Origin of the sequence: Streptomyces sp. NPDC002773, assembly GCF_040295605.1 — a bacterium.
Classification (GTDB): Bacteria; Actinomycetota; Actinomycetes; order Streptomycetales; family Streptomycetaceae; genus Streptomyces.
Genome location: NZ_JBEOVO010000041.1, coordinates 1 through 25,869 on the forward strand (window position 1 = coordinate 1; position 25,869 = coordinate 25,869).

The following is a 25,869-nucleotide window of genomic DNA, read 5'->3' on the forward strand; positions in this document are numbered from 1 at the left end:
GCGGGGCGGCGCCCGGGGGTTGTTGCTCGGTGCGCGGCCCTCCGGGCGGGGGTGGGCCACCCCCCCCCCCGCCGGCCTTCCGCTTCGCTCCAGGCCGGCTGTGGCGGGTCCGCTGCGCTCCCCCGCCGAGGGTCCTTCGGCTGCGCCTTCAGGACCTTTGGGCCCGCTGACGCGGGCCCGGCTGGCTACAGGATGGTGGGTGCTCTGGGCTTGCGGGGTTCAGGCGTTTGCGTGGCGGGGGGTGACGGCCCGTCGGGGCGCGGCGTGATGGGCCGGCCGGTGCCCTGGGGTGGTTTGGAGGCGGTACAACCACAGGGATGCGGTGGCGAGCAGGCCAGTGAAGACGGCCAGAAGGAGAAGCGAGACCCACATCTGCTGGCTTCCGGGATGGGTCCATCCCGTCCAGGCCGCGGCGGCCGCCCACAGCAGGACGCCTGCCGTATAGAAGGCACGGATCCGGCGCAGCTGCCGTACGGCCCGCAGGGACATGAGGTGTTCAGTCTTCGGTGCCATGCCTGCCCGTGTACCCCCATCCACGCGATCCACCGGACGAAGGTCTGGTCTCTGGTCTGCTTGTCTCGCCTGCCGTCCGGGCGTCCACGTGACTTTTCGGTCCGGGTGCTTCATTTTAAAGAGCTAGATATACTCTGGGATCAGACAGCACCACTGCTAAGGTCAGAGATCGGTTTTCGATCTCGCTCCCCCGCTACTGGTCCGAGGATGTGACCGGGTTCCGGTGAGATTCACCGTAGCCGATCGCACGCTGCCTACGTGCAGGTTTCCGGTTTCCTGTCCCACCGAGAGCCCAGGAGAAGGAATACGGATATGTTGACCACGAGCCGAACCGATCAGCGTGAGGCGGCGCAGCAGGAAGCCATTGACGCGGTTGTCCGTGCTCTGGAATTGCCTGCAAGATTGCTTGCGCCCGAGAGGGGGCTGCGGACTCAGGTGATCATGGCGACCGGGTCCGGGAAGACCCGGGTCGCGGCCCGCAGCGCGGAGAAGCTCCGTGCGGGCCGTGTGCTGGTGCTCGTCCCCTCGCTGGACCTGCTCACCCAGACCGAGGCCGCGTGGCGCGAGGGAGGCCGTACGGGCCCGATGATCGGGGTCTCGTCCCTGCGGGGCGAGGACGTGTCCTTCCCCAACACCACGGACGTGGAGGAGCTGGTCGACTGGGTGCGGCCGTTCGACAAGGTCACCGTGTTCGCCACGTACGCCTCCCTCGGGCTCGGCACCCTGGAGCGCGCGCATAAGGCCGGCCTTCCGGGCTGGGACCTAATCGTGGTCGATGAGGCGCACCGGACCTCCGGCCGGATCGGAAAGCCGTGGGCCGTCGTCCACGACAACACCCGCATCCCGTCCCTGCGCCGCCTCTACATGACCGCCACGCCCCGCCTGTGGCAGCTGGACGAGGACGCCGGCCAGGGCGCGCCAGGCGAGCTGGTCGCATCCATGGAGGACGACCCGGACGGCCCGTTCGGCTCCCGCTGCTTCACGCTGACGCTCTCGGAGGCGATCGACCGGGGAATCTGTGCTCCCTACCAGGTGGTGTGCGTGGACATCACCGACACCCAGCTCCAGGCCGCACAGCTCCTGGGCGCCGGAGGCCGCTCGGACGAGGTCCGCGGGGCCCGGCTCGCCACCCTCCAGACCGCCCTGCTCAAGGCGTCGGCCGAGGAAGGCTTCCGCAGGACGCTCGTCTTCCACCACGTCGTGAAAGAGGCCGAGGCGTTCGCGGCCGGCCTTCCCGACGTCGCCGCGCAACTGCACGCCGCCGACCCCGAGCTGTACCCGCGCACGATCTGGGCGGACTGGCTGTGCGGCGACCACAAGCCGGGCCACCGGCGGCGGGTACTGGGCGAGTTCGCGGCCGGGATCGCCACGGACGGCACGGTCGTGGAGAAGGGCTTCCTGGGCTCGGTGAAGGTGCTCGGGGAGGGCGTGGACACCCGGGAGTGTGACTCCGTCTACTGGGCAGACGTCCGCGGCTCGATGCCCGACCTCGTCCAGGCCGTGGGCCGGGCGCTGCGGATGCACCCGGGCGAGGGCAAGGTGGCCAGCCTGGTTGTGCCGGTCCTGCTCGGGCCCGGCGAGACGGCGGACAACATGCTCACCAGCCGGGCGTTCGGCGGGCTGGCGAAGCTCCTGGAGGCGCTCAGGGCGCACGACGCCCGGGTGGTGGAGCAGCTTGCCGAGCAGCAGGCTCCGAGCGCCTACAAGCCCGTGCAGAAGGCCGCGCAGGGCCAGGAGGGCCAGGGTGAGGGGAACGGGTCCGGCGGGCCGTCGGCGCCCGCGCGGAAGCTGCTGAAGTTCTCCACGCCGCGCGACCCGGCGCAGCTGGCGGCGTTCATCAACCTGCGGGTCCTCAACCCGGAGCACGAGCACTGGCGGCGCGGGGTGGAGGCCGCCGTCATCTACGCCCGCGAGCACGGCGACCTGAAGGTGCCGTTCACGTACCGCGTGCCCGAAGGTGAAGAGGCGGAGGGGGTCGGGTGGCCGGCCTCGCTCGCGAACTTCCCCCTCGGGCAGTGGATCGCCGACGCTCGCCGGTTCTACGCCCGCGGGGACATGGGCGAGGACCGCGTCGCCCAGCTGGAGAAGCTGGGCATGGTGTGGTCGCACTTCGACGTCGCGTGGGAGGAAGGTCTCGCGGCAGCGCGCAGGTGGGCCGAGACGAACGGGCACCTCCTGGCCCCGCTCAACGCCGCCCACCAGGGCTACCGGGTGGGCATCTGGCTGAAGAACGCCCGCGCCGCCGCCCGGCGCGCTCTGGAGCTCGAGCAGCGCCAGGCCGAAGGGCTGCCGGTGGAGTCGTGGGCCGGCGCTCTGTCGCCGGAGCGGCGTGAGCAGCTGGAGGACATCGACCCGTCGTGGTGCCCGGCCTGGCCGGTGGAGTGGCAGCGCGCCTTCCACCTCGTCCGGCTCCATCTCGAAGAGGCCGGCGGCACGCTGCCGACCGAGCCCGGCAAGGACATGCACCAGGGCGAAGACCTCGGACGATGGGTGCGGGCGCAGCGGCTCGGCTGGGACAAGCTCACGACCGTGCAGCAGTGGATGTGCGAGCAGGTCCTCGGAATCGACCCCGCGACCGAGGACGAGAAGCCGAAGCCACGCCGTACACAGGCCGACAAGTGGGCGCTGAACTATGAGGCCGCCCGGCAGTTCTTCGAGCGCGAAGGACACCTTCGAGTGCCGAGGAAGCACATCGAGCGGATCGTCATCGGCGGCCACGGGAACGGCGGCAGCGGCGAGGACCAGGAGGAGCGGGAGCTTCGGCTCGGTGCATGGATCGGGAACCAACGCAGCCGGGCCGCGACACTGACACCCGAGCGGATGGAACAGCTGTCAGCGATCGGCATGCGCTGGTCGTAGGTGGTGGCAGTTCGGGGTGCGGCATCTGCCAGAGGCAGATGCCGCATTCTGCTGTTGCACAGGTGGATCCCATACTAGAGTTCTTGCATGGCAAAGACGCCGCGTATGACGCTCCAGACACAACTGGTGCTGCGGACCCTGCTGGAGAGCCCTGCCGAGGCCCGTTACGGCCTGGAACTCTCCCAAGCAGCAGGCCTTCCCACCGGCACCATCCACCCGATCCTCGCCCGCCTAGAGAACACAGGATGGCTTGAGTCCTTCTGGGAAGACCAGAGCGAGATCGAGAAGACCGACCCGCCCCGGCCCCGCCGCCGCTACTACCGCTTCGCCCCAAGTGGTGCCGAGTCCGCCCGCGTCGCTCTCGCCGCCGCCTACCAGGGGGGCGCCACCTCTGCCCGACTTCGCCCTGCTGACGGTCTGGGGAGTTGAGGCCGCGTTATGCATGGCGCCGACAATGAGGTCAGCGAACCGTTCACGCTCCCCTGGTTAGTGATCCGCCAGGACGACAACGGCAACCGGTACCGGGTCGGTAGGTATGCCACCCGCGACGAAGCCCAAAAGATCAGCGACAGTCTCGATGACCGCGGTCATCGGCAGCTCTACTGGGTGGAAGGCCTCGGACAAGGTCATGCGACTCCCCGTGCCGACGGCCGTGACTCTGGGCTCAACGTCGTGCGAGGTCACTCCCTGGGCAACTGGCGCGGGCTCGGGCAGAAGCCGCCCCCGCCCCAGGAATCCGCTGACACAGTCAGGGATGATCCCGCAAGCGACACGGAGGATTACGCTGGCCAGCGCCTACAACGGGCACGGCCTCTGTTCGAAGCACTCTCCCGTCTGCTGCCTGCGGACGCCCGCGAGCGCTGGTCCGAAGAGTGGATGGCAGAGTGGGTCGACCTCGGCAGACAGCCTCTGCGTACCCGGGTGGCGTGGCTGATGCGGGTCACACTGCGCGGCGGACTGTACTTCGCCTGGGCTCTTCGCCTCGCGGCGCGACGGCAGCGTGTCCAATGAGGTCCCAGGTAACAGGAACCACCACGCATACCTCGCCGCTTCCTCGTCAGGACAACGTGGCTGATCACAGGCGATTGGCGGGCCGCAGGTGCACGCGCCTAGAAGGGTTCGTCGGAGTAGTCGCCCTTGGCTGGAGTAGTCGGAGCCGGCGTGGGCGTGGTGGACCATGGATCATCCTGGGTTGGCTGGGTACGGGTGCCGCCCCATCCCGAGTTGGACCGCGCCGGCGGGACAGGAGCCGGAGCGTTCTCTGGTTCAACGCCGTCGATGTCGTCGTTCAACAGCTGGCGCAGGCGCTCCCTACAGGTGGTCGGATCTCCGTCGTCGTTCCAGTCGGACGACTCCGACCAGCGCCTGCGGTCAGGGTCCTGGCCACCGATGTGGCACAGGGCGCGCAGGACCGCGTCGACTCTCTCCCATGTGCTGACTGTCTGCCCATTGAGGAGCCGGCGGATGGTTTCCCGGCTTACTGGAAGCGGATCCTGCATGGAGCTGGTCGTCGCTGCGATGCGGGCGGGTGTAGGGCGCCCTGCTTCCTTGAAGTGGATGAACAGCTCGGCTACAAAGTCGCGCCTGGTTCCATCAGGCAGGTCGGCTTTGCTGGGCATCCGCAGCATCTGAGGCATCCACCAACTCTGGCACGCTTCAACTCAGTTAGACCCACGATTCCTCACGAATACTCGGTAGGACTCCCCAGGTGAGCCTGGGATTGCGCGTGTTGAGGTCACAAAGACCTGAGTAGAACCGCATTGGCATCTCGTTGGCACAGATGGACTTCTTTCGACAATTCACCGTTTCCGCTGGTCAGAGTGGGTTTCGAGGTGCTTTTGTTTGTCTCGTCCACCCCACGAGACCTAGAAGATCTCAATCGGTGGGCAGCGGCACGGCCGTCACCGGAAACGGCGACGGCCCCCTGGTGGGCAGGGAGCCGTCTGCAGAAGACCGAACATCCCCGACGAAGGAGAAGCTCATGTCCAAGCCCGAGCGTACGGGCAAGAGCCCGGACCCGGAACCCCTCCCGAAGCCGGATGGCGGATCGTCGAGGGCCCGGTGGGCCCGGCGTGCCCGGCGGCTCCGCAACGAGGCCGGCCTGCATCTGATCCGAGGGGCCGCAACCGCGGTCGGCGGCGCCATCGTCGCCTACGGCGGCCTCTGGATCCAGTCGCGCTGACAGCAGCCAGACGGATCGAAGCGTGGCCGACGGCAGCCTGCATGGCCGTCGGCCCGCTACGGGCGGTCCTCAAGCCGGGCAAGCAGGCCAGCTGCGGTGGCGACTGCCGCAACGGCGTCGGCGCGGGTCCAGACGAAGTTCTCGGTCGTGCCCGAGTCGTCGTGCGGGGCACCGCTGAACAGGGCAAAGGCGCTCTGGATGAGTACCGCCCAGCGCTCCTCCTGGTCCCGCTCCGCAACCTTCTTCTTCGCCGCCTGGTCGTGGCCCCCCCAGCACGCCCGCACCCGCACCCGCCGTAAAGCCGGCGCTCCTGTCGCAGCGCACCGCGCTAATCCTCTTCATAGCCGTTGGCGTCGGCATCGGCTTCGGCGTGCTGACCTTCTTCGCCGAGAAGTCCCACCCCAAGGCGGTCCTCGCCGGTGTCCTCGCCGCTGGGGCCTGCACGGTAGGGCTGCACAGCCTGATCGACTGACCTGCGAGGTCGGGCAGGTTCTTCCTGTCCGACCCCGTGGCGCGGACGTCAGGCGGCGCTGAACTCGTGGGCGGGGCCGCCGCGCCACTCAACCCACTGCGGGTCGTCCCAGATGGCCTCGGGTTCGGCGACGCCAGCGCCCTCGAGGAACACGTCCAGGTCGTGGTCGCTGTAGGCGGTGCCGAGGATCTCGTCCTGGCCGTGGCTGTGCACGGTGACTCTCCGGCCGCCCGAGAGGGAGGGCCGGTGCACGACGATCGGCGCGCTGGTCACGCTTTCCAGCGTGCCCCGGGCCGGTTCGCTGGGCGAGTCGGCCCGGGGCGTCATGTCACCTGCGGAAGCGGGGGAGCCAGGTGCCGCCGGCCTTCTGCTCGGGCACGGCCTGGTCGTGCTCCTGGTGCTCGGGCCCGGCCTGCGCGGCTTGGCGTTCGGCGGTGATGGCGCGCTGCTTGCAGTCGTCGCACAGGTGCGGGTGGGTCTCGCGTGGGGCGCCCCACCCGGCGGGCTCGATGGCCTTCCACCGTTCGTCGGTGAACCGGGTGCCGCAGCCAGCGCACACCGGACGGCTGGCCTCTCGCTCGGCCTTGTGCTGTGCGGCGATGCGGCGCAGCTCCTCCTGGTGCTCCCGCTGGCGGGCGGCGTACTCGGCCTGCTGGCGGATGTCGTGGGCTTCGCGGCGCGGGTTGCCGATCGCCTCGAGGAGCGTCTGGTTGTGCGGTCGACCGAAGCGCCGGAAGACCGCTCCGGCCGGGCCGTGCTCCTGGAGTTGCTTCATGCCGGTGACGACGATGGGCAGCTTGCCGTCGTACATGTGGAAGCCGCCGTCGTACGCGGTGCCCTTCCAGTGCCGCTCGGTCAGCTCGGCCAGCTGCGCGATGACGGTGTTGGGGTTGCGCGGGCCGATCCGGTTGAAGACGAGCAGCAGCGGCGGGTGCGGCTGGTCGCCGTGGCGGCCGTCGGGCACCCACCAGCGGGTGCGCCACATCGGCCGCTCCTTGCCGTCGACGTCCTTCACCTTGCGCTGGCAGAACCGCATGTACTTGTCGATCTTCGCGGCGAGGACCTGCGCGGACTCGAAGCAGTTGTCGATCTCCACGAACAGCAGCGGCACCCCGTCCTCGGGCGCGGTGATGACGATGTCCGCCTGGGCGCCGCCCTTGCCGGGGTTGGACCAGGTGCCGGTCGCGGGCAGCGCCACCTCGGTCGCGTAGGAGGCGATGGTGCCCAGCCCGGCGGGCGCGTCGACGGCGGCCTGCGCGGCGGCGCGGACATCGGCCGGCTCGCCTGTGAGCTCGGACAGGTTCGGCTTCGGGCGCAGCAGGGCGAGCACGGCTTCGTTGACCGTCATCGGGTGGGAGGCACCAGTGCGGCCCGCGCCGCGGGCCGTGTCGCCCATCTCCCCCACCGGCCGCCCCAGCTCGCGAGCCGCGGCCTTCAGGCCCATCGGGGTGAGGTTGCGCAGCCTGTCCCCGCCCGGGAGCTGCCCGCCGTTCTCCGCCAGGCCGTGCTTGCGCAGATCGGACAGCGCCCCGGTGTGCGCGGCGGTGCGGGCCTGTTTGCGCTTCGACGGGGTCGGCTTGTCGGTGTGCCGGTAGCTCAGGTGCGGGGCTGAGATCTGTTGGATCTGTTCGACGGTGGCGACCTTCAGCACTCCGAGCACGCGCAGCACGTCGCCGCGCAGGTTGTTCGACGACCCCGCCGGGTTCTCCTCACTCTTCCCTGCCATCAGCTGCGCTCCCTCTCCGTCGTCTGGCGCGCGCGGCCGTCTGCCGAGCGCCGGCCGCGCCCGGCCGCCAAGGGCATCCGGCCCCCGGACCCGATGATCTCCTCCTCCACGGACATCACAGAGAAGTTCAGGAGGAGAGAAGAGGGTTGTGACAACGCGGCGCGCGGCCGAATCTGCGTGGTGACCTGGGCTTTCTTCATCCGGCTTGGTGCCGGGCACCAAAGTGGGTTCCACAGTGGCCTCCCAAGTGCGCACCGCAGGAGGGCGGGACGGGTTGGCCGGCGCTGGTCGGGCCCGTGGTCGGGGCGGGCGTGCCGGGCGCCTGGTGGGGGTTGGTGCGTGGTCATCGCGGTGGCTCCTTCGCTTCCGGCCCGCCCTGGTGGGCGGGACCTCGAGGGAGCAGCGTGCAACCGACCCCCTTGTCCGCGGTCTGACCGTGGCCGGCAGCGGACGCTGTCTAGGGGAAACGCGGCCGTGGGCGGGGCGGTAGCAGAGGTGGACAAGGGGTCGGGGCCGAGTTCGCGATCCGGCCGGCCCTGGCGGACAAGGGGGCCCGGGTTGGCCCTTGCAGACCCGATTCGCCGGTTTCGGCTCGGGGGAGAGTTCTCCGTCCCTCTGTCCACAGGGCAGCGCGCCGACCATACGAAGACGACACCGTGAGACGCACGGCGGTCATCGTGAGGAGCGCTTCATGCCGTACCTGATCCCGACCCGTACGCCGCTGACGCCCGAGCAGGTGGAGCGGGGCTTCGACTACCTCCTGACGCTGCAGACGGGCGGCGGCACCTACGCCGCTGGTCGGGTGGAGGCGACCCCGGAGCTGGCGTTCACCCTGCTGCGGCTGGCCGAGGACATCATCTGGCCCGTCACGGCCGTGGACGGAGAGGCCGCCGACCTGTGCGCGGACTCCTTCGCGCTGGACGAGGTCGGGTGCGCGCTGCGGGACTGGGCGCGCGACTCCCCCACCACAGCGGTGCCCGGCATCGCCCGCAGCATCATCCGCTTCGTCGAGAACGTCATCCCCGACCCCGATGACCACGGAGACACCCTCGCCACCCTGGAGGCGATGCGCGACGAGCACCTGGCGCTGGCGCACGCGGTGCACTCCGCACCCGGTGCGCACCGCTGACCGCACCACCGCACCACCGCACCGGGTGGGAGCGCACCGGTGCGGTGGAGCGCGCCCCCTCGGTCCGCACCGGTGCGGTGGAGCGCCCAGCCGGTGCGCACCGAGCCCATCCCGTGCGCACCACGATGCGCACCACCGGCCGTCCGGTGCGCTCCACTCGGTGGGCGGCGCGCGCACCGGTGCGGCCGGCGCGCGGAGTGGTGCGCACCGGGTGGAGACGGTGGAGGCGGTGCGTTTCTCCTTGACCTGAGCTGAAGTCAAGGCGAAACGCACCGGGTGGAACGGCCCTACGGTGCGCTCCACTCGGTGCGCACCACTCGGTGGAGTGGGTGCGGAGCGCGGTGGCGTCCACTCCCGGGCGGTGGGCTCCACTCGGTGGAGTGGACGAGGGCGCACCACCGCACCGGGTGCGCACCATCGGGTCCACTCAGTGGCCGACCTCCCGGCCGCGGTGCGCTCCGGATTGCTGTGGGCGGTGCGCCTGCTGGTCGTCCGGGCGCACCGGGTGCGGCGGCTCGGAACCGTCGCGGCGCACGTAACGGTCCATCGTGGTGTGGGCCCGGTCGGCCGCCTCGGCGAACGCGTCCTGGAGGTGGCGCAGGCGTTCGGCGGTGAGGTCCAGAGCTTCCACATCCGTGCGGGACTCCCGCAGGGCCCGCAGTGCCGTCAGGTCCAGGGCCTCTCGGCGGCCAGGCTTCTGCTCCTGGTCGTCGTGGTCGGGGTCGGCCGGCTCGGGCGCAAGCAGCTGCTCGGGCATCGCCGCCTGCTGGTGGGCGACGACGTCATACGCCCGGCCCCGCACTGCGGTAGCGGTGGTGCGCAACTTCTGCCGGACCACCGCGCCGGCGAGGACGGCGCGCTCGTACTGGAGCGGGACGCGGGGGATCTCCCACTCCCCCGCATCCTGATCTGGGGGCCGGGGTTCGGCCGGCTCGCCGGGATCGGCCGGGGGGTGCCGGTCCGGGTCGGGCGCGGGGGCCGAGGGGCGGCGGCGGGCGGGGAGGTCGGACAGGGACCACCGGGCGGTGTAGAGGCGGTAGCCAGCCTCCCGGCCGCGTACGGTCTTCGGCTCGGTGATGTCCAGGCAGTGGGTGGAGATGGCGGCAGCCACGATCTCCTCGTCCAGGCCGGGGGCGCGGCGGCGGCCGCGCAGGACCAGGGCGAGGTGGCGGCGGGCTTCGGCAAGCAGGTGCCGACGGTGGAAGCGCCCGCCGTCGTTCATCACGAACACCGTCGCGGTGACGTCGACGGCCGCCAGGGCGACGTCGACGACGGCCGCGACCCGGACCCGGATCGCGGTGGCCGCGGCGCGGGCGTGCTCGAGGAGAAAGGTGATGACGTCGGCGGCGACGCCGGAGGTGAGGATCGCGCTCACCTTCCACCAGACACGCAGCTGCGCGAGCGGCCGGGCCGACTGCTTGGGCGGGCGGGTCTTGCGGGCGGCGATCCGGTTCATCTTGGCGCGGGCACGCTCCGAGACCACGGGCAGGAACTTCAACTCGCCGTCGTCGTCGACGGCGGTGACGTACTCGTGCTCCAGCTCGGCCAGGCAGGCGGCGATCTGGTCGCTGCGGCGGGCGGTCCAGCGGATCAGCTCGTGCGGTATCCCGGCGATCTCCATCACCGGCCGGCGCCCCGGGGTGACGGTGCGCGGCTCGGTCGCCAGCCCGAGCGTCTCGCAGACCTCAGCGGCAATGAGTTCGTTGTAGAGCGCGGAGGCGGCCACGGTGTTCTCGTGCAGGGCCGTGGTGTGGATCGAGCCCCACTTCCCGTCCAGGCGCTGCCCCTTCACGTTCAGAAGCAGATGGTCATGGAGCAAGGGCCGCCCGGAACGCGCCTCGTAGTGGCGGAAGCGGGCGGCGACCAGACCGCCGGGCGGCCGAACCCGGTAGATGCCGTCCTTGCCGTACCGGATCACCGCGACCTCGTCCTCGATCCACTCCAGCACCCGCTCGATCGCCCGCTCGTGCGCGGCCTCGATCACCCGTCGCGTCTCCTCATCCCCGAACGCCCACAGGAGGTAGATCGTCGGCTGCGGCCGGAAGACGAAGTCGACGCCGGTGACCGTCACGCGGCGTCCGAGGGCGCCGGCCTTGAACGCCTTCTTCGGGGAGTCGCCCGCGGCGAGCCGGTCGGCCTCGATCCGGTCCGCGTACGGGTGCCGGCCCCGCTCGCCGAACAGGTTCCGCAGCTGCGCCTCGGTGACCTCCTCACCCAACGCGAGTCCGAGCGCGGCAAGTCCCCGGCCCATCCAGCGCCCGCCCGGGACCCCGGCTTGCTCCTGGGCGACGCGCAGCGGCGTGCGGGCCGGGCGGCGGGCGTCGCCGACAACGGTCTCGCGGAGGTAGTAGCGGTACATCTGACCGGCCCGGATGACCCTGATATCCACTGTCATGCAGACCACGCCACACGGCTCTGACCTGCAAGAAAAGGCCGATCAGTGGTACGTCCCGCCAGGCGGGAGCAGCGGCCGAACTTTCTTCTCAGGTGCCCGCCTGGCGGGAAGCGGCCCCGGGCCGGACGCGAATATCATCGCTCTCCGGCAGCCCTCACATCACGACCCGGACGACATGCCATCGAACAGTGATGGATGCCGGGACGAGCCGGGTTAACGGACCGCCGCCGGGGCACAAGCCCCGGGCAGGCAAGACCAGACGTCGACGATCCAGAGACCGGGGTGCCCTGATGGACACGACGAGCGTCAAAGTCGCAACCCTCCGCTCGGCGACATCCGTAGCCGGCGCCCGCGACAGCGCTCGGGAGTTCCTCGAAGGTCTCCTGCCGGCGCTCGCACGCGAGGCCGCCGACACGGTGGTGCTAGTCGTCTCCGAGCTCGTCACCAACGCCCTGCGCCACGGCGGCGGTACCTGCACCATGGACCTGACCGCGCACCAGGACAGCATCGAGGTGGCCGTGCACGACCCCAGCCCGCAGGCGCCGCGCATGCGCACCCCCGATCTGAACGGCGGCACCGGAGGCTTCGGCTGGCCCATGGTCAACCGCCTCGCCCGCACCACCGCCGTGACCCGCCAGACGACCGGCGGCAAAACCGTGAGCGCCCTACTGGCCCGGTAGCGCCAAGACGCAGGCGGTCAGCGGAGCGTGCGGCTGCGGCGGCCGGAGCGCCGCAGGTGCATCCCCAGGTAGACCAACGCGGCGGCGAACACCACGATGCCGATGACCAGCAGGTAGAACAGCCCTTCGGCGACGGCGCCGATGATGCCCAGGATGATCGCCGCAATGACGAGGATCAGGAACAGAATCATGGGTCAGACACCTCCTCGGTGAGCCGGTCAGCGGCGGGCAAGCTGCCGCTCACCGTTCGTGCCGGGCTGGTAGGGCAGGCCGTAGTGCGAGAAGATCGCGGCTTCGTCCTCGGCGGGCAGGACGTCGTCTGTGCCGATCGCCGGGCACTTCTTCACCAGCGACTTATCGTAGTTGACCTTGACGTAGCCCGGCCCCACGATCGCGTCGGCCAGCGGGACGAAGACCAGGTGGCGGCGGGTGGGCAGACCGACCAGGACGGTCGCCATGGCCGGCTCGTCGCTGCTGGTGTCCACATAGACGGCTTCCAGCACGCCGATCTTGTTGCCACCGACGTCGACGACGTCATGGGTCCGCCACTCACGGATATCCGCACTGTGAATCATCAACGGTTCCCTTCACATGGCGGTGTACCCCGACCGGTGCACTTCTCAGCCTGCCCTCCCGACACCTGCCCACACCAGCGGTGCGCGAAGCAGCGTGGCCGCCGGCCTGCCGGGCTGTGAAAACTCACCTGGGCATCGGACGGGCGCGCGACACGGCCCGGAGGCAGTCCGCGGCGCCCGCCACATCGTGTGGCACCGGATCGGGACCCACAGCATCCTGGACCGACCCCTGACCGAAGGCCGTCTTGCGGGCCCAGGGATGGGGCGGATCACGGACGTCATCATGTGATCAGCGCGCACCACCTCGCGCGGTCACATCTCGTTGGGCGGGACATGAAGCTGACTACCGGACCGGGCAGGGTCGAGGCACTGGCAGAGGAGGCCGTCGTCGCGGCGTGCACGCTGGCCGACGCCGCCGGCCCGTCGCGCTGGAGCGCGGACGCGGTAGAGGACGTGGCCGCCGCCCTCGAGGTCCTGGCCGGTGCACTTGCCCAGCTCGACCCGGAGTGCGCGGAGATCCTCTCCGTCGTGCCGATCGCCGCGACCGCTGTCGTCGAGCGCGCCGAACAGGTCGCAGCCGGGACGAGTGAATCCGTCGGCGGCAGGGCGACGGCCGGGACGAGTGTGGCGCTGCGCCAGGCACTCGCCGCTCACGGCCTGACCCGGCACCGTGTCCACCAGCTCGGGGCCGCGCTGGTCACCGTGACGCTGGACGCACCCGAGGCGCAGGCCCTGGCTGTGCTCCTCAGCCGACGCGAGGCCCTCCCCCGACAGGCGCAGCAGGGAGACGAGGACGGCTGGGGTGCCGGGCCGGCGGAGACCGCGGCCGCCGCGCTCGCCGACACTCTCCGCGCACACGGCACGGGCGCGTACGCGCGGGTCCTCGCCTCCGGGCAGGTGAGCGTCGGCCTCACCCCGCAGACCGCCCAGGCGGTGGTCGCGGCCCTCACCGCCCGGCCCGCCGCCGCGCCGCGTGGCAAGCGGCGCGGGCTCGGGTCCGGCTTCAAGGGCATCGCCGCCCGGTAGGCGGCACCGCCGCACTGGCCCCTCCTACCGTGATACGTGCGGGAGATACCGCCCTCGTACGACACCGGCTACCACGACGCTTCAACGGAACTCGGCCTCGAAGACGGGGGCGCCGGGCAGGACGCCGCCGGGGCCGGGGACGGTCTCCTGGGGCTGGGCGAGCATCGGCTCCACGGTCAGGCACAGCACACCAGGTCCTCCCGGAGGGGAGCCGTGCCGCTCGGGGGAAAGCACGGCTCCCCGACAAAGAGGCGCGCAGCCCGCCCGGTCCTGTCAGCGAAGCGCGGCCGCCCCCTCCTGTCTACGGCCACGCCACCCTCCGCGCGACCGGCGCCGAACGAGTGGGCGGCTTGAGTCCCTCGTACGGGTTGTCTCCCCGCGATCGGCGAACCGGCCAACCGGGCGGAACCGTCGGTCGAGGCATGGAGATCGATCAGCAGCGCATCGCCGAACCCGGGCTCGTGGTCCTGGACGTCGCCGCTGCGGACGAGGACACCGTCCGCGCGGTGATGGAGGTCCTTCAGAAGCAGTGGGCGACCTCCGGCATCACGCCGGTGTGGCGTACACCGGGTGAGCCCGGCGTGAGGGCGCGGGTGTACGCCGACGTACGTCGTCCTGGCACCGCGCGCTAGCGGGCCGCTCGTACGGCGTGAGCAGCTGCTGACCGTCGTTCCGGTTTCCACATCGGCGGAGCTCGTCGGGTGCGAGCATCGCACCCGACTGGTTGCCGCCCCCCGTCCCTCTTATTACTGCTGAAAGGCCCTTGGTGAGCCGTACCGTACGCACCACCGCACTCGCTTCCGCCGCGCTCGCGCTCGTGGCCCTGGCCACGCCGAGCCAGGCCGCCTCCACCACCGGCGCCCTGATGCTCACGCACGTGCGGCCCAACGCCGCCGGAGCCGACACCCGCGACGGCGCACAGCTGAACCTGAACGGGGAGTACTTCGTCATCAAGAACGTCACCACGAGGACGGTCAACACCGGCGGCTACGTCCCTGACATCACCACCAACACCTACGGCCGTGCCCTGCCCTCCTATAATCTGCCAGCCGGAGCGAGGGCATACGTGCACACCGGCAACGGCCGCCACTACCGCGACAGCAGCGGCGCCCACCACATCTACCGCGGCTACGCCCGCCACGTCCTGCTGAACATCAGCACCGCCAAAAACCCGGACCTGCGGCTGAAGAAGCCCGGCAGCCCGGACAACAACACGAGCACCGGCAGCATCACCGCCTGCAACTGGAACACGGCCGCCGACGGCACCACCTACGCCTGCTGACACCACCGCAGGCCCCGTGCCGCGGCAGTTTCGGGGCTGGGCGCAGGTCGACTCCGCGTAGTCGATGTTGGTGACCGCACCCAGCCCTGGGCTCGTCGGCCGGCTACCACCATGGGCGCGTTCCGGAGGTGTCGGCTACAGCTCTCTGATCCTCCAGTGGGGCGACAGCGGTTCGCCGTGATCCGACGCCACCGTGCCGAGGACCCTACTGATTCGGTTCCTCGTCCGCGTCCGCGCTGGTGCGGAGCAGGAGCGCTGTGCTGGTCACCCGATCGTGTCTTTCTGGCGAGGTGCCGTTGGCGGCCGGGGTGTTGAGGCTTAGGGTCGGCATCGTGCCGGTCAGCGAAGGCCCGGCGAGCCACCCCGTTATTCCCGGACTGGCGAGTGGTGTGTAGAGGGTGTGGGGCGCCCACTTCGTTCTCATGGAACCGTCATCGCGATATGCGTGCGACCGTCTGCTGACCGGGCAGCTCAGGGACGAAGCATCATGTCTCATTCCTCACGCCGGTCCCTCGCCAGCCTGCGGGCGCGCTACACCGGTGAAAGCTCCTGCGCAGCGGCACTCGGCGTTGCGCGAGGGGCTGGCAGCATCGGCCTGGATCACTGCACGTCAGCGCAGCGCCGCCTGCGCTTCCTCTTGGCTCTCGGAATGCTCAACGAGGGGCTGTGGCAGGCGTGGCCTGGCGAGTGGGCTGTCCACGGGATCGTCAGGTATGAACTCGTGATCGCCCCGCAGAACGAACACCTGGCCTTCGTGTGTGCCACCCCCTACAACGCTGTCCGCTGGTTGGTGACGACCGGCCCGGAGGGCACGGTGAGAAGGCTGCCTGGGCTGCGCCTTGAGGAACAGATCGGTGACACCTACCGGCTGCGCCACCTGCCGACCGGAGCCACGATGTCAGTGACCGCCCAGTCGAGTACACGCCCCGACTCTGACTCTGGTCATGAAGTGCGAGACCGGCGCATGTGGCGCACGGACACACCTCTGAATGATGCCGAGCGGGACTCGTTGGCTGACCTGCCTTCCGCTGGCCCCGCCAGCGAGGCCCTTCTTGCCGGACTGCTCGTCCGTCTTTGCCTGCAGGACCCGGGCCGGGCCTGGGCGGTGGGAACCTTCTTCGACGATCCCCTCAACCGGGAGAAGGCTTTGCTCCCGGGCGCAGTCTCGCGTCGGCTGTGGGGCAACGGCACGCGCTGGGAGCTCGAATGGAGCTCCTACCCCGACGAAGAGGACCTGGTGTCGGCCCTGACCGACCCCGTCGCCGGCCTGAGCGGTGCAAAGGCGGCCAAGGTGCGGCGGGGGTGGGACATCACGTTTGATGACGCGCTGCTCGCCCTCAGGCCACGCCGGTAGCCCCATTCCGGGCTATTCCGGGGGTGGTGCCTTGCCACCACACGGAGGGTGAGTAAGGTACCCACATGACCGCCCCTTACAGTCCCGACGATCGGGAAAAGGTAGTTGCCAAGTTGCCTGCCGCTCTGCGGCAGGAACTCAAAATCCGCGCAGCCGAGCTGGGCGTGGACATCAAGGATGCCGTCACCGAAGGTGTCCACGCCTGGCGAACCGAAGAGGCCCCCCGTGCACAGGTCGATACCGCAGGCGGGGCCTCGTTCGCCACATACCTTCCCACCGGGCTGTACGGGGAGTTCAAGGAAGACTGCAAGTCGCGTGGCATTGCCTTCAACCAGGGCATCGCCCAGTCGATCCGCCTGTGGCTCGACTCGCACCCCTCCCCTCGCCGCATCCCCCGCACGACGGGCGCCCGCCGCCTGATCTTCGGCAACCAGAAGGGAGGCGTCGGCAAAACCGCAACGTCCGCCGGCGTCGCAGAAGCACTCGCGGAAGCCGGCCAGCGCGTGCTGCTGATCGACTTCGACCCCCAGTGCCACCTGACGAAGCAGCTCGGGTACCCGATGCTCGACATCGACGACCCCAGCCTGGCCAAGCACATGCTGGGCGAAGGCAAGGGCAAGCTGCGCGACCTCCTCGTCCCGATAGAGGAGGGAAGCTTCGGCGGCCGACTCTTTCTGCTGCCCGGCTGCAAGGACGCCTTCCTGCTGGACGCCAAGCTGGCCACCACCCGCCACGTACGAATCAAAGAAACGGCCCTGGAGAAGGCGCTCGAGCCACTGGAGAGCGAGTTCGACTACATCGTCATCGACTGCCCGCCCAGCCTCGGCTACTCCATGGACACCGCCCTGTACTACGGCCGCACCCGCGACGGCGAGCAGCCCAACGCCTCCGGCGTACTGATCCCTGTCCTGGCCGAGGACTCCTCCGCAGACGCATACGACATGCTGTTCGACCAGATCGAGGACCTGACCGCCGACCTGGACATCGAGATCTCCAAGCTCGGATTCATCGTGAACATGTACGACAGCCGCAAGGGCTACATCGCCACCTCCTCACTCGACAGCTGGAAGGCCATCGGAGACCCACCGGTCCTCGGCGTTATCCCCGAGCGCAAGGAGCAGCGTGAAGCTGCCCGTCTTAAGCAGCCGCTGTTGACTTCCGCACCTGATTGCGAGCAGTCCGAGGTCATGCGCACGATCGCCCTGGCGGTGAACGGATGAAGGCCGCCGATCGATTGGGCACAGGAACCTCCTTCGGAAATGTGCCGCGTGGCCGCAGCGCGCGAGGCCGGGCGAAAGCCGTGACCCAGGGCGACATCCCGGCCTACGAGCTTGTGCGCTTGCAACTGGTCGATGTCTCCCCCACGCCGCTCAACCCCCGCCGCAACTTCGGCACCACGGAGGAGCTGGCCCGTTTCGGCGAGGAACTGCGGGCGGCGCAGTTGGCCGCGTGCGTGGCTGTCTCGCGTGATGTCTACCTGACCTTGTGGCCTGATCATGAAGACCACGTCGGCGGCGCCAAGTACGTGCTCGTCAATGGGGAGCGCCGCTACCGCAGTGCCTGCCAGGTCGGGTTGGAAGCGCTGGACTTCGTCGTCCGTGACGAGCTGGCGGCCTCACGCGAGACGTTCATAAACCATCTCCTCAAGGAGAACCTGGACCGCGCGGACTTCGACATCATCGAGCGAGCCCGCGGTATCAATGAACTCGTCGCGGTGTGTGCCGAGGAGTCGGAGCGGGGAGCTCGTGCCCGCGCTGCGGACCACTTGGGCAAGGACCGTTCTTGGGTCACGCACCAGTTGTCTCTGCTTGAGCTCCCCGAAGAGATTCAGGCGATGCTCAGCTCCGGTGACCTTCCGGAGCGCGACGGGCGCTTCCTCGTCCGGCACGTCAGAGACAATCAGGGCCTGTCCGCAGCGGAGCTGCTGCAGGTGTTGAAGCAGGAAAAGGCAAGGCAGTCTGCGGAACGAGAGGCAGAACGGACCCTCCTTGCCGAGGCACGAAACCGCACCGAGAACGCCGTAGAGCGGACGGATCGACAAGCCCCAGCACCCCAGCCACCCGTGGCAGACGCCACAGAGAAGACTTCCGGCTCCCCCACGCCGGTCGTAGGGGCGGGTGAGATGGCCGCTGGTAAAGAGCCCAACACCAGGCAGTCCCGTGCTCCGCAGGAGACGGGCGCCGTCGGCCAGCAGTCGACCGTGCCGGTGCAGAACAAGGAAGGGCGCTCCGCTGTAGCGCCGACGCGGGCGGTGATCGAGCTTGGCAGTGTGGATCAGGTTGCTGAGGCTCTGGCTGATCACCTGTCCGCAGAAGAGCTGATGGAGCTCGCCGAACGTCTGATGGAACGAGCAGACAGCAAAGTGGACGCCTGACTCCGTTACGGGCGCTGTCACTCACGGGCTGGGATGTTGTACGCGTACAACATCCCAGCCCGTTTCCCATCCCCTGCCAGCCCGCAGCGGCAAGATGCCTCTATGGCTTCCAGCACCCAGCTTGAGGTTGTACGTGTACAACATTCACGCTCCGGCCGAGTCGATCCGCAAAGTTGTACGCGTACAACTTTGCTCCCCCGCGGCCTGTGGCTGACAGGCTCACCGTTGGGGAGCAAGTGCTACGCCGTACCGACCTTGGTGCCCTTAAGGTCTCGGACTGGCACCTGCCGGGCGGAAGCGAGGCCGGGCTACCGAGCGAAGATAAGGCGGAGCTCGACACCGGCCTGCTGCACCACCTGGGGCCACTCGACCTTGCCAGGCGGGCACTGGGAAGAGGGCCAACTCCTGAGGCGGTCGATACCGTCCTTGCTATGGATGAAGGTGACTGGATTGCCCTCGTAGCGGTTGTCGTGTCTGTGACCGCTGCCGGCATCAGCATTTGGCAGGCATGGATCGCCCGCAGGTCGGCAGACGCTGCCAAGGAACAGGCCCGCTATGCACGCGAGCAGGAGAGGCCGCGACCCAGGCGAACGAGCTGACCCGTCAGCAGATGGACCGCGAAGAGGTCCGTATTCAGCAGGCTGCTGCCGAAGCGGAGTCGGCAGCCTTGCGAGAGGCTGAGAAGGTGAAGTTGGAGCTCGCTGGTAGCGGCGGCTCCGTAGTGGTGTCGATCACGAACAACGGCATGGCTTCCATCACGGAAGTGGAGTTGCTGCGGGTGTGGGCGCTCCAGGAAGGGCCGTGGGCGGCGTGGAGCGTGAACCGCAACATGCCTGGAGGGCCGCTGACTCAGACCAGGCGCAGCATCCTGCATCCCTACGAGGAAATGAAGGTGGCCACGTGGCTCCTCGACCGTGACGGGCAGCATGTACGACAACTCCCCGAGGCCGTGGAAGCCCTTGTTCGTTTTCGCGACCAGGACGGCCAGGGGTGGGAGGTCACTGCTGGAGACGAGCCGCCCGCACGGGTTAGCCCGCCCACGGCGTGAGCGGCTGCATCGCTCGCGCACCCGCACGAACCGCCGAGGTCACCACGCGGGCCCGCCCTGCACCAGATCCTGGTCGCCGTACCCCGATGGCCACACCCGCAGCAGCTTCAAGCGCTGGGACACCGGCGTGGACAAGGACGCTCATGGCCGAAGTCATCGGCTAATCAGCCTCAGCGGACCTGGACCGCAGACACGTTTGTATGTTCCCCCCTGGCCTGCCAGGTGAATCAAAGTTGTACGCGTACAACTTTGCGGCCTGGCTCGGTCGGAGGGTGGATGTTGTACGCGTACAACATCTTGGCTGAGCGCAGGCCCGGCGCCCCGACGTTGTACGCGTACAACATCCGCTCCGTGGAACGCAAAAAGGCCCCTGCTCCGGTGTTCACCGGAGCAGGGGCCTTCTGTACTTGCGGGGTCAGGTAGTGGATGCAGGAGGAGCGTCGGTGGCGGCCACAACGGTGTGTGGCTGCTCGATGTCGGTGTGGCGCTCCGGGAGCGGGTGTAGGGCGATGGAGTCGGCGGCGATGCCGACGGGGAATCGTTCCAGGACGGTGCGCTGCGCGGGGAGGGTGGTCGTCATCGGATGCCGCCTTCCTCGTAGACGTCGATGAGGTCGCTGATGGCGTCGGCGGTGGTGGCCTCGCCGACCCAGCGGCCGGATGCGGTGAACACCGGGACCTGGTCGCGGTCGGCGTCGAAGACGACGACGTAGTTCCCGAACCGCTCCAGTACGAGGCCGTAGACCATAGGGGCCGGGGCGGCCTCGAGGACCTCCAGGCCGTCGACGGTGAAGCGGGCCGGGGCCTGGGGGTCGTCGGTCTGGACGAGGGTGCCGGTGACGCGCAGGAGGTCGCCGGGCTGGATCTCGCGCAGCAGGACGTCGGCGATGCGCGGGTCGCCGGTGGTGCAGGCGTACACGGTGTCCGGGGTGTCGGGGGCGATCCGGTCCGCGTCGGCGGGGGAGTGGATCAGGTCGAAGCGGGCGGTGCCCCAGCTGGTGCCGGGTGCCGGGATCGCGTCGACGTAGCCGTCTATGGCTAGGTGCGTCTGGGGGTTCATCGGTTGGCCTCCGCCAGGGTCTTGGTGGAGCAGGGGGAGCGGGGTCGGGGGGAGCGCTGTGCCAGGACGAGCAGCTCGCGGTTGCGGCGCTGCTGCTCGGGGGTGAGGGGACGGACCGGCGGGCCGGACCGGTGCCAGAGCGGCGAGGCCGGCGGCTCCGGGTAGGCGAGGGCGTTGTCGACGTCGGGCTGGGTGCTGCTCATGGGGGCCTCCGTCTGGGGGAGAGGTCAGGCGTGGTCGGTCGTCTGGCCGCCTTTGGGCGGGTCGGAGACGAACCGGGTCTCGCCGGGGTGCGCCCCGTTCCAGAGCTCCGCGCAGACCTTGTGAGCGGGCGCTTTGGCGTGGGACCTCAGCGGGGTGGTGGCGCCGCACAGCGCGCACGGGGCGGGCGGCCCGAAGTGCGAGGAGTGGCGCCAGTTCAGGAGCTGAACCGGCGCCACGGGCTGCTCCGGCTGTGCGGGCACCGCGCGCAGGTGGCGGCGCCGGGTGGTCACGGCCGCAGGTGCGGGAGCTGCTGGAGGACCTGGTCGACCAGATCCTCGGTGGGCCGCCAGGGGCCGAGCTGCCCGCGCGCCGGGATCGGCAGGGCGAGGGCCTGGACGTCGCTGAGTTCCAGATGCCATGCCCCGGGCTGCGAGAACTCGGTGCAGGACGGGGAGCCGTCCGGGTCCTGGTGGCAGCCGGTCAGCCGGGCGACGCCGATCACCGCGCCGGTCGGCAGGTCGCGGCCGCGGACCGTACGGCCGATCAGTGGCACGCGCAGGGCGGAGCGGTCGATCTGCTGGCTCGTGTGCAGCAGCAGCCAGCCACGCCACGACCACGCCCGGGGCCGGTTCTCGATCGTCTTGGCCCCGGCGAGGATGCAGGCGGCGTGTGGCTGCTTGACGCTGATGCCGCGGATCCAGTCGCCCGCCGGCGTAAGGGTCTCGGTCCTCATGCCGCTCGCCCCCACATCGCCGTGCCGGGCCTGCCCGCGCGGCGCCCGTTGAGGGACGGCACGGTGGCGTGCGCGGCGGTCGCCAGGACCGCTCGGCCCGAGTGCTTGCCGTCGTACAGGGCGGCGTCGGCTGCCCTCTGCAGGCGCGTCAGGTCGCGTGCGCCCATCACGTCCGGGGTCGCGGCACCGACCGAGGCGGCGACGTCAACGGTGCGGCCGTCGTCCAGGACGACCGGGGTGTGCAGCATCCGGACCAGCTGCTCCAGGCGGAGAGCGCGGCGGTCGGAGGGCAGCTCCAGGACCACGGCGAACTCATCGCCTCCGAGCCGGCCGACCGCAGCACGCGGGCCTGCCCACGCGGTGAGGCGGGCCGCGATCGACGCGAGGACGCGGTCGCCCGCCGCGTGCCCGAGCCGGTCGTTGATCTCCTTGAACCTGTCGGCGTCGACCATGACCACGGCCACGTGGCCGTGGCGGGCCAGGAGGCGGCGGGCGCGGGCGGTGTAGGCGTCGCGGCGCAGCAGGCCGGTCAGGGGATCGCGGCGGCTCGCGGCGAGCTTCTTATGCAGGGCGATGGCGTGTACGGCCCAGCCGGTCAACGGCACGGCCGCGGTCGTCAGCAGGAGTGCGCGCTGCCCGAACCGGGACTGTGTGCGCAGGACGGAGTCCATACTGGGATCTCCCTCTCGTCTCGTACGGGATGGGAAAGCCCGGGGCAGGCGATCGGTTTGGACGCCTGGACGCCTGTCCCGGGGCGGATCTACAGCTCGAAGTCGCCGTCGTCGGCGCGGGTCCAGCTGTACGGGTCGTTCCAGCGGCCGGCGGTCGCCGCCTTCCAGTCGAGCTCCCAGCCGGGCCGGTAGCCGCGTGCCGTCCATCCGTCCAGCCGCCTGCCGGGGGCCTCGAGCCCGGCCTGCCGCGCGGCGGCGGCCTGGTCGTAGACCTCGTGGGCGATCCGTACTGCGGCGCTGCGGCTGTCGGCGTGGCCGGTGAAGACGTGCACACCGCGCAGGCCGGCGGTGTTCCTTATGGGGACGTCGACCTCGTAGAGGGGGAGCAGGGTCATGACGTCCATCTCCTTTCGTTGTTCTCGGCGGTGAGGGACCACCGCGACCGCCCCGGCCTGCGTCGTACGCGGGGCCGGGGCGGCACGGAGGACCATCACCGGCTACGGCACAGCCGGCTCCTCGGTGGGGACCTCGTAGACGTCGATGACGTCCTCGCCGCCGGACCAGGTGCCGGGGGCGTGGCGGATGTAGACGATGCGCAGCGGGGAGCCGTCGCGGGTGGTGACGTCGTACTCGTGGACCAGGTGCTTCTTGAGGGCCGAGCGGACGGCCGGGGCCACGGACCGGGCGGGCATCCGGGACGGGAACGGCAGGAGGCGGGCGCCGTTGACGGTGGTGTACTGCAGGGCCTGGCGCGGCCAGAGGCGGGCGGCGTTCATCGCGCCGTGGTCGCGCAGGGCCTGGAAGTGGGCGTCGTAGTACGCCTTCGCGGCGGCGGACATGGGCATGAGCGGGTCTCCTTCGGCGTGCCGGTCCGGATCAGAAGTCGAGCTGGATCGTGATGGGCCTGCGGTGGTCGCCGTAATCGCGGCGGGGGTCGTGGACGGTGCGGCGGTGCGCGGCGAGGCCCGCCGCACCGCCCTGGACCGGGATGCGGCACTCACCACAGCCGTGCCACCACTCGTCCCCGGCCGGCAGGTCGGCCGGGGTGAGCGGGTGCGGGTGCGGGCCGTCGGCGGCGCGGCTCATTCCCGGACCGCCGCGGCGTACTGCTCTTCGAGGTCGGCGCGGCCGTCGGGGTCGTCGTCCATGCTGGCCGCGTGGTCGTCGGCCTCCTGGTCGACGTCGTCGTAGCCGCCGTGGACGTCGCAGACGATTTCGTCGCGGTGGTCCAGGTCGCCGGTGAGCGCGCGGTGCAGGCAGGTGACGCTGTAGGCCGGCGTCCAGGCGGTGTTGCTGCACTCGGGGTCGAACGGGCACGGCACGCGCACGTCGAACCCGATGTCGCCCTCGCCGTCGACGTCCATACGCAGGGCGAGGGTCAGGTGCTGCTGGCCGAGGCGGATCTCGCCGACGCGGTCGCCGTCGGCGATGTCGGAGTCGTCGTTCCACCGCCACATCGGCAGGATCTCCTCGCCGAAGAAGCGGCATACGAGGAGCAGGTGGCCCAGGCCGTCGCCGCCGTCCAGGCCCAGGTCGGCCTGGCGGGCTGCGCTCAGCCGCCGCAGGTACGGCTCCAGCCGGTTCAGGTCGTGGGCGAAGAGGACCTGGGTGAAGCCCTCCCGGGTGAGGCTCTGGTGGGAGAAGGTCATCGCCTCGTGCTGGCGCCGGACGACGTCGCCGGGGACCCGCCGGTTCGCCGGGCGCGGTTGCTGCCGCTGGAGGCACAGCGACAGCGGCGTGGAGACGACGACCGCGACCGTCGGCACGCCGTACTTCTTCGCCGTCATCACCAGCTCGACCCTGATGGCCTCTTCGACGTTGGTCGCGTCGACGACCGTGTTCAAGCGGCGGGCCATCCGGCGCTCCAGGATGAGCTTGAGGACGTCGGCGGCGTCGGCGGTGGCGGCCTGATTGCCCGGGTCGTCGCTGACCGTGCCCCTCAGACCGTCGAGGGAGAGGACCTGGGAGGCCGGCCAGGTACGGGCCAGGGTGCTCTTCCCGGCGCCGCTGGCGCCGATCAGCACCATGAGCGCGTTCTCCGGAAGCCGCGGGTGCATCTGACTCACGTGTCGTCTCCTTGCGGGTCAAGGGCGCGGGCGGCCCAGTTCATGCGCTGCCCGGCGTTGTCGGTGATCAGGGCGGCGGCCTCGTGCAGGGAGCGGGAGGCGACGCCGTCGCGGTAGGGCTCGAGCTGCTCCGCCCGGCGGGCGGCGGTGCTGACGAGCTGGGCGAGCGCGGGGAAGAGGCCGCCGGGGACGTCGATGTCCTCCTGGAGCTCGCGCAGGATCGCGGCGAGCTCGGGGGCCTCGATGTCGTCGGCGCTCAGGTCGTCCTCGATCTGCTGGAGGGCGAGCTGGGCGATGCCGAGCGAGGCGCGCACCCGGTCCAGGCGCGTGCGGGGGCGGGCGGTCATCGGGTCTTCGCCCCGATGGTGGCGACCAGCGCGGCGGCCGTCTCCCAGCCGTGGTGCCAGGCGCTGTCCAGGCAGTACGCGCCGTTGATGCCGTGATCGGCCAGGCGCCAGAAGTTGCCCTTGCCGGTCTTCGCGGCGAGCGTCTCCAGGAGCCCGCCCTCCACGCGGCGGTCCGCGGCGTAGTGCGTGAAGAAGGACAGGGCGAGCGCGGCCCCGGCGGCGGCGGGGTGCAGCCGGATGCCCAGGGTGCGGGCGCCGGCCCCGACCGCGAGGGCCTGGGTGGCGGTGTAGGTCAGGCAGTGCCAGGCGCATGCCTTGATGCCGTCCTTGGTGCCGTGGACGGTCGGCTCGTCGTCCGGGTCGTCGGTGGTGAGGTACACGGGCTGGTCGTCGGTGGCGCCCTTGACCCGGGCGCAGTGGTCGCTCTGGATCCAGTGGTCACCGATGTTGGAGCCGGCGCGGCCCAGGCCGAGGACGGCGGCGAAGAGCGCGGGGCGGTGCGTCATGCTGGATTTCTCCTGATCTCGAAGAGTGAAGGAGCGGGGGGCCGGCCCTTTGCCGATGCGCGGCCGCCCGAGGTCCGACCCCGGCCGCACCGGCCGGGGTCGGGTCGTTTCAGAACGGGGGCTCGTCCGGCCAGGCCGGGACGGGCAGGAGCCGGAAGCGCCAGGTGGGCCGGTTCGCCCAGCAGCCGCACGCCTCCATCTCCGGGTTCGCGCCGTCGACCCACCAGCCGCCGTCGCCCCGGCAGTCGGGGCAGGAGCGGCGGGGCTGGGGCGTCAGCTCGATGCGGTGCCGGTCGGCGTGCAGCCGCCGGTGCCCGGCCTTGAGCGCGACGGCGACGGCCCCGGCCACGGCGGCCGGGAGCGCGGCGAGCAGCAGGGCGGCCCGCAGGCGGCGGCCGGTCACGTCAGCGGGATCGCGCGGCAGGCGGTGGCGTGGTCGTTGGCGTCCGGCCGGATGCGGAACAGGTAGCTGACTTCCGGGCTGCGGGAGGAGTCGCCGCAGCCGTGGCAGCTCCAGCGGTTGTCGTGGGCGTTCTCGCCGGAGCCGGTGACGTCGACGTACGAGCCGCCGGTGGTGACGGACCGGATCAGCAGGTCCTTGGGTCGGGTGGGCTCGGTAAAGGCGGAGGCGCGAACGGCGGTGCTCATTGGCTGGTGGTCCTCTCAGT

Annotated in this window: 34 protein-coding genes and 1 pseudogene; 13 read left to right on the forward strand and 22 right to left on the reverse strand. The window is 70.3% G+C overall.

The window, feature by feature from the left end; all coding sequences use genetic code 11:
* Positions 1-219: 219 nt before the first annotated feature.
* Positions 220-513 carry a hypothetical protein gene (locus ABT034_RS31250; RefSeq protein ID WP_351220440.1) on the reverse strand — a complete coding sequence of 98 codons (294 nt, stop codon included), beginning with the start codon at positions 511-513 and terminating at the stop codon, positions 220-222.
* Between the two features lie 312 nt (positions 514-825).
* Here ABT034_RS31250 and ABT034_RS31255 point away from each other — a divergent pair, with 312 nt between their 5' ends.
* The 3 genes and pseudogenes from ABT034_RS31255 to ABT034_RS31265 all read left to right on the forward strand — a co-directional run.
* Positions 826-3,372: a DEAD/DEAH box helicase gene (locus ABT034_RS31255; protein WP_351220441.1), complete on the forward strand. Its 2,547-nt coding sequence runs from the start codon at positions 826-828 to the stop codon at positions 3,370-3,372.
* Between the two features lie 87 nt (positions 3,373-3,459).
* Complete coding sequence (locus ABT034_RS31260; protein WP_351220442.1) at positions 3,460-3,801, forward strand: PadR family transcriptional regulator; 342 nt, start codon at positions 3,460-3,462, stop codon at positions 3,799-3,801.
* 9 nt (positions 3,802-3,810) lie between these two features.
* Positions 3,811-3,996 (forward strand): annotated as a pseudogene (locus tag ABT034_RS31265) (hypothetical protein); the annotation flags it as partial.
* Positions 3,997-4,481: 485 nt separating this feature from the next.
* Here ABT034_RS31265 and ABT034_RS31270 read toward each other — a convergent pair.
* Positions 4,482-5,009: a hypothetical protein gene (locus ABT034_RS31270; RefSeq protein WP_351220443.1), complete on the reverse strand. Its 528-nt coding sequence runs from the start codon at positions 5,007-5,009 to the stop codon at positions 4,482-4,484.
* A gap of 344 nt (positions 5,010-5,353) precedes the next feature.
* On the opposite strand from ABT034_RS31270, the gene ABT034_RS31275 reads away from it, so the two are divergent.
* Complete coding sequence (locus ABT034_RS31275; RefSeq protein ID WP_351220444.1) at positions 5,354-5,554, forward strand: hypothetical protein; 201 nt, start codon at positions 5,354-5,356, stop codon at positions 5,552-5,554.
* A gap of 56 nt (positions 5,555-5,610) precedes the next feature.
* Here the strand turns inward: ABT034_RS31275 and ABT034_RS31280 are convergent, their stop codons facing one another.
* The 3 genes from ABT034_RS31280 to ABT034_RS31290 form a co-directional block, all read right to left on the reverse strand.
* The gene (locus ABT034_RS31280; protein WP_351220445.1) at positions 5,611-5,838 is read right to left on the reverse strand and encodes a hypothetical protein; all 228 of its coding nucleotides are present in this window, start codon (positions 5,836-5,838) and stop codon (positions 5,611-5,613) included.
* Between the two features lie 236 nt (positions 5,839-6,074).
* Positions 6,075-6,299, reverse strand: coding sequence for a hypothetical protein (locus tag ABT034_RS31285; RefSeq protein WP_351220446.1), 225 nt, complete (start codon positions 6,297-6,299; stop codon positions 6,075-6,077).
* 55 nt (positions 6,300-6,354) lie between these two features.
* Entirely contained in the window at positions 6,355-7,752 is a 1,398-nt protein-coding gene (locus tag ABT034_RS31290) for a replication-relaxation family protein (protein WP_351220447.1), read from the reverse strand.
* Between the two features lie 691 nt (positions 7,753-8,443).
* Between ABT034_RS31290 and ABT034_RS31295 the strand changes: the two genes are divergently transcribed.
* Complete coding sequence (locus ABT034_RS31295) at positions 8,444-8,881, forward strand: hypothetical protein (protein ID WP_351220448.1); 438 nt, start codon at positions 8,444-8,446, stop codon at positions 8,879-8,881.
* A gap of 427 nt (positions 8,882-9,308) precedes the next feature.
* On the opposite strand, the gene mobF is transcribed toward ABT034_RS31295, so the two are convergent.
* The gene (gene mobF, locus ABT034_RS31300) at positions 9,309-11,276 is read right to left on the reverse strand and encodes a MobF family relaxase (protein ID WP_351220449.1); all 1,968 of its coding nucleotides are present in this window, start codon (positions 11,274-11,276) and stop codon (positions 9,309-9,311) included.
* 290 nt (positions 11,277-11,566) lie between these two features.
* Here mobF and ABT034_RS31305 point away from each other — a divergent pair, with 290 nt between their 5' ends.
* Entirely contained in the window at positions 11,567-11,956 is a 390-nt protein-coding gene (locus ABT034_RS31305) for an ATP-binding protein (RefSeq protein WP_351220450.1), read from the forward strand.
* A gap of 17 nt (positions 11,957-11,973) precedes the next feature.
* On the opposite strand, the gene ABT034_RS31310 is transcribed toward ABT034_RS31305, so the two are convergent.
* On the reverse strand, positions 11,974-12,147 hold the full coding sequence (locus tag ABT034_RS31310) for a hypothetical protein (RefSeq protein WP_351220451.1): 174 nt from the start codon (positions 12,145-12,147) through the stop codon (positions 11,974-11,976).
* Positions 12,148-12,174: 27 nt separating this feature from the next.
* Positions 12,175-12,531, reverse strand: coding sequence for a PRC-barrel domain-containing protein (locus ABT034_RS31315; protein WP_351220452.1), 357 nt, complete (start codon positions 12,529-12,531; stop codon positions 12,175-12,177).
* Between the two features lie 333 nt (positions 12,532-12,864).
* On the opposite strand from ABT034_RS31315, the gene ABT034_RS31320 reads away from it, so the two are divergent.
* The 7 genes from ABT034_RS31320 (at position 12,865) to ABT034_RS31350 (ending at position 19,615) form a co-directional block, all read left to right on the forward strand.
* Positions 12,865-13,557, forward strand: coding sequence for a hypothetical protein (locus ABT034_RS31320; protein ID WP_351220453.1), 693 nt, complete (start codon positions 12,865-12,867; stop codon positions 13,555-13,557).
* A 422-nt stretch (positions 13,558-13,979) separates the two neighbouring features.
* A complete protein-coding gene (locus ABT034_RS31325; protein WP_351220454.1) occupies positions 13,980-14,189 on the forward strand; it encodes a DUF6207 family protein in 210 nt (69 codons plus the stop codon).
* 134 nt (positions 14,190-14,323) lie between these two features.
* Entirely contained in the window at positions 14,324-14,839 is a 516-nt protein-coding gene (locus ABT034_RS31330) for a lamin tail domain-containing protein (RefSeq protein ID WP_351220455.1), read from the forward strand.
* A gap of 487 nt (positions 14,840-15,326) precedes the next feature.
* Complete coding sequence (locus ABT034_RS31335; RefSeq protein ID WP_351220456.1) at positions 15,327-16,193, forward strand: hypothetical protein; 867 nt, start codon at positions 15,327-15,329, stop codon at positions 16,191-16,193.
* Between the two features lie 65 nt (positions 16,194-16,258).
* Positions 16,259-17,413: a ParA family protein gene (locus ABT034_RS31340; RefSeq protein WP_351220457.1), complete on the forward strand. Its 1,155-nt coding sequence runs from the start codon at positions 16,259-16,261 to the stop codon at positions 17,411-17,413.
* A gap of 80 nt (positions 17,414-17,493) precedes the next feature.
* On the forward strand, positions 17,494-18,567 hold the full coding sequence (locus tag ABT034_RS31345) for a ParB/RepB/Spo0J family partition protein (RefSeq protein WP_351220458.1): 1,074 nt from the start codon (positions 17,494-17,496) through the stop codon (positions 18,565-18,567).
* 610 nt (positions 18,568-19,177) lie between these two features.
* Positions 19,178-19,615: a hypothetical protein gene (locus ABT034_RS31350; RefSeq protein ID WP_351220459.1), complete on the forward strand. Its 438-nt coding sequence runs from the start codon at positions 19,178-19,180 to the stop codon at positions 19,613-19,615.
* Between the two features lie 415 nt (positions 19,616-20,030).
* Here the strand turns inward: ABT034_RS31350 and ABT034_RS31355 are convergent, their stop codons facing one another.
* The 14 genes from ABT034_RS31355 to ABT034_RS31420 form a co-directional block, all read right to left on the reverse strand.
* Positions 20,031-20,195, reverse strand: a complete 165-nt coding sequence (locus ABT034_RS31355) for a hypothetical protein (RefSeq protein ID WP_351220460.1) — start codon at positions 20,193-20,195, stop codon at positions 20,031-20,033.
* A complete protein-coding gene (locus tag ABT034_RS31360) occupies positions 20,192-20,674 on the reverse strand; it encodes a hypothetical protein (protein ID WP_351220461.1) in 483 nt (160 codons plus the stop codon). The genes ABT034_RS31355 and ABT034_RS31360 overlap by 4 nt, the downstream gene beginning before the upstream one ends.
* Positions 20,671-20,877, reverse strand: coding sequence for a hypothetical protein (locus ABT034_RS31365; RefSeq protein WP_351220462.1), 207 nt, complete (start codon positions 20,875-20,877; stop codon positions 20,671-20,673). The genes ABT034_RS31360 and ABT034_RS31365 overlap by 4 nt, the downstream gene beginning before the upstream one ends.
* Positions 20,878-20,901: 24 nt before the next feature.
* Positions 20,902-21,168 (reverse strand): hypothetical protein, encoded by a 267-nt coding sequence (locus ABT034_RS31370; protein ID WP_351220463.1) that lies wholly within the window; start codon positions 21,166-21,168, stop codon positions 20,902-20,904.
* Entirely contained in the window at positions 21,165-21,611 is a 447-nt protein-coding gene (locus tag ABT034_RS31375) for an ASCH domain-containing protein (RefSeq protein ID WP_351220464.1), read from the reverse strand. Before ABT034_RS31375 ends, ABT034_RS31370 begins: the two co-directional genes overlap by 4 nt.
* On the reverse strand, positions 21,608-22,282 hold the full coding sequence (locus ABT034_RS31380; protein WP_351220465.1) for a GGDEF domain-containing protein: 675 nt from the start codon (positions 22,280-22,282) through the stop codon (positions 21,608-21,610). The genes ABT034_RS31375 and ABT034_RS31380 overlap by 4 nt, the downstream gene beginning before the upstream one ends.
* An 89-nt stretch (positions 22,283-22,371) precedes the next feature.
* Complete coding sequence (locus ABT034_RS31385; protein ID WP_502973098.1) at positions 22,372-22,677, reverse strand: hypothetical protein; 306 nt, start codon at positions 22,675-22,677, stop codon at positions 22,372-22,374.
* A gap of 102 nt (positions 22,678-22,779) precedes the next feature.
* Positions 22,780-23,127 carry a hypothetical protein gene (locus tag ABT034_RS31390; protein ID WP_351220467.1) on the reverse strand — a complete coding sequence of 116 codons (348 nt, stop codon included), beginning with the start codon at positions 23,125-23,127 and terminating at the stop codon, positions 22,780-22,782.
* Between the two features lie 31 nt (positions 23,128-23,158).
* Positions 23,159-23,368: a hypothetical protein gene (locus ABT034_RS31395; RefSeq protein WP_351220468.1), complete on the reverse strand. Its 210-nt coding sequence runs from the start codon at positions 23,366-23,368 to the stop codon at positions 23,159-23,161.
* Positions 23,365-24,339, reverse strand: coding sequence for an AAA family ATPase (locus ABT034_RS31400; protein ID WP_351220500.1), 975 nt, complete (start codon positions 24,337-24,339; stop codon positions 23,365-23,367). Before ABT034_RS31400 ends, ABT034_RS31395 begins: the two co-directional genes overlap by 4 nt.
* A 5-nt stretch (positions 24,340-24,344) precedes the next feature.
* Positions 24,345-24,695, reverse strand: coding sequence for a hypothetical protein (locus ABT034_RS31405; RefSeq protein ID WP_351220469.1), 351 nt, complete (start codon positions 24,693-24,695; stop codon positions 24,345-24,347).
* Entirely contained in the window at positions 24,692-25,201 is a 510-nt protein-coding gene (locus ABT034_RS31410) for a hypothetical protein (protein ID WP_351220470.1), read from the reverse strand. The genes ABT034_RS31405 and ABT034_RS31410 overlap by 4 nt, the downstream gene beginning before the upstream one ends.
* A gap of 109 nt (positions 25,202-25,310) precedes the next feature.
* Positions 25,311-25,604, reverse strand: coding sequence for a hypothetical protein (locus ABT034_RS31415; RefSeq protein ID WP_351220471.1), 294 nt, complete (start codon positions 25,602-25,604; stop codon positions 25,311-25,313).
* On the reverse strand, positions 25,601-25,849 hold the full coding sequence (locus tag ABT034_RS31420; protein ID WP_351220472.1) for a hypothetical protein: 249 nt from the start codon (positions 25,847-25,849) through the stop codon (positions 25,601-25,603). The genes ABT034_RS31415 and ABT034_RS31420 overlap by 4 nt, the downstream gene beginning before the upstream one ends.
* Positions 25,850-25,869: the final 20 nt, after the last annotated feature.

Bases quoted from the DNA above. Each gene is read 5' to 3' on its own strand.
- ABT034_RS31250 (WP_351220440.1), bottom strand. From the start codon at position 513: ATGGCACCGAAGACTGAACACCTCATGTCCCTGCGGGCCGTACGGCAG.
- ABT034_RS31255 (WP_351220441.1), top strand. From the start codon at position 826: ATGTTGACCACGAGCCGAACCGATCAGCGTGAGGCGGCGCAGCAGGAA.
- ABT034_RS31260 (WP_351220442.1), top strand. From the start codon at position 3,460: ATGGCAAAGACGCCGCGTATGACGCTCCAGACACAACTGGTGCTGCGG.
- ABT034_RS31270 (WP_351220443.1), bottom strand. From the start codon at position 5,009: ATGCCTCAGATGCTGCGGATGCCCAGCAAAGCCGACCTGCCTGATGGA.
- ABT034_RS31275 (WP_351220444.1), top strand. From the start codon at position 5,354: ATGTCCAAGCCCGAGCGTACGGGCAAGAGCCCGGACCCGGAACCCCTC.
- ABT034_RS31290 (WP_351220447.1), bottom strand. From the start codon at position 7,752: ATGGCAGGGAAGAGTGAGGAGAACCCGGCGGGGTCGTCGAACAACCTG.
- ABT034_RS31295 (WP_351220448.1), top strand. From the start codon at position 8,444: ATGCCGTACCTGATCCCGACCCGTACGCCGCTGACGCCCGAGCAGGTG.
- mobF (WP_351220449.1), bottom strand. From the start codon at position 11,276: ATGACAGTGGATATCAGGGTCATCCGGGCCGGTCAGATGTACCGCTAC.
- ABT034_RS31305 (WP_351220450.1), top strand. From the start codon at position 11,567: ATGGACACGACGAGCGTCAAAGTCGCAACCCTCCGCTCGGCGACATCC.
- ABT034_RS31310 (WP_351220451.1), bottom strand. From the start codon at position 12,147: ATGATTCTGTTCCTGATCCTCGTCATTGCGGCGATCATCCTGGGCATC.
- ABT034_RS31315 (WP_351220452.1), bottom strand. From the start codon at position 12,531: ATGATTCACAGTGCGGATATCCGTGAGTGGCGGACCCATGACGTCGTC.
- ABT034_RS31320 (WP_351220453.1), top strand. From the start codon at position 12,865: ATGAAGCTGACTACCGGACCGGGCAGGGTCGAGGCACTGGCAGAGGAG.
- ABT034_RS31325 (WP_351220454.1), top strand. From the start codon at position 13,980: ATGGAGATCGATCAGCAGCGCATCGCCGAACCCGGGCTCGTGGTCCTG.
- ABT034_RS31335 (WP_351220456.1), top strand. From the start codon at position 15,327: ATGTCTCATTCCTCACGCCGGTCCCTCGCCAGCCTGCGGGCGCGCTAC.
- ABT034_RS31340 (WP_351220457.1), top strand. From the start codon at position 16,259: ATGACCGCCCCTTACAGTCCCGACGATCGGGAAAAGGTAGTTGCCAAG.
- ABT034_RS31350 (WP_351220459.1), top strand. From the start codon at position 19,178: ATGGACCGCGAAGAGGTCCGTATTCAGCAGGCTGCTGCCGAAGCGGAG.
- ABT034_RS31355 (WP_351220460.1), bottom strand. From the start codon at position 20,195: ATGACGACCACCCTCCCCGCGCAGCGCACCGTCCTGGAACGATTCCCC.
- ABT034_RS31360 (WP_351220461.1), bottom strand. From the start codon at position 20,674: ATGAACCCCCAGACGCACCTAGCCATAGACGGCTACGTCGACGCGATC.
- ABT034_RS31365 (WP_351220462.1), bottom strand. From the start codon at position 20,877: ATGAGCAGCACCCAGCCCGACGTCGACAACGCCCTCGCCTACCCGGAG.
- ABT034_RS31375 (WP_351220464.1), bottom strand. From the start codon at position 21,611: ATGAGGACCGAGACCCTTACGCCGGCGGGCGACTGGATCCGCGGCATC.
- ABT034_RS31380 (WP_351220465.1), bottom strand. From the start codon at position 22,282: ATGGACTCCGTCCTGCGCACACAGTCCCGGTTCGGGCAGCGCGCACTC.
- ABT034_RS31385 (WP_502973098.1), bottom strand. From the start codon at position 22,677: ATGACCCTGCTCCCCCTCTACGAGGTCGACGTCCCCATAAGGAACACC.
- ABT034_RS31390 (WP_351220467.1), bottom strand. From the start codon at position 23,127: ATGCCCATGTCCGCCGCCGCGAAGGCGTACTACGACGCCCACTTCCAG.
- ABT034_RS31395 (WP_351220468.1), bottom strand. From the start codon at position 23,368: ATGAGCCGCGCCGCCGACGGCCCGCACCCGCACCCGCTCACCCCGGCC.
- ABT034_RS31400 (WP_351220500.1), bottom strand. From the start codon at position 24,339: ATGCACCCGCGGCTTCCGGAGAACGCGCTCATGGTGCTGATCGGCGCC.
- ABT034_RS31405 (WP_351220469.1), bottom strand. From the start codon at position 24,695: ATGACCGCCCGCCCCCGCACGCGCCTGGACCGGGTGCGCGCCTCGCTC.
- ABT034_RS31410 (WP_351220470.1), bottom strand. From the start codon at position 25,201: ATGACGCACCGCCCCGCGCTCTTCGCCGCCGTCCTCGGCCTGGGCCGC.
- ABT034_RS31420 (WP_351220472.1), bottom strand. From the start codon at position 25,849: ATGAGCACCGCCGTTCGCGCCTCCGCCTTTACCGAGCCCACCCGACCC.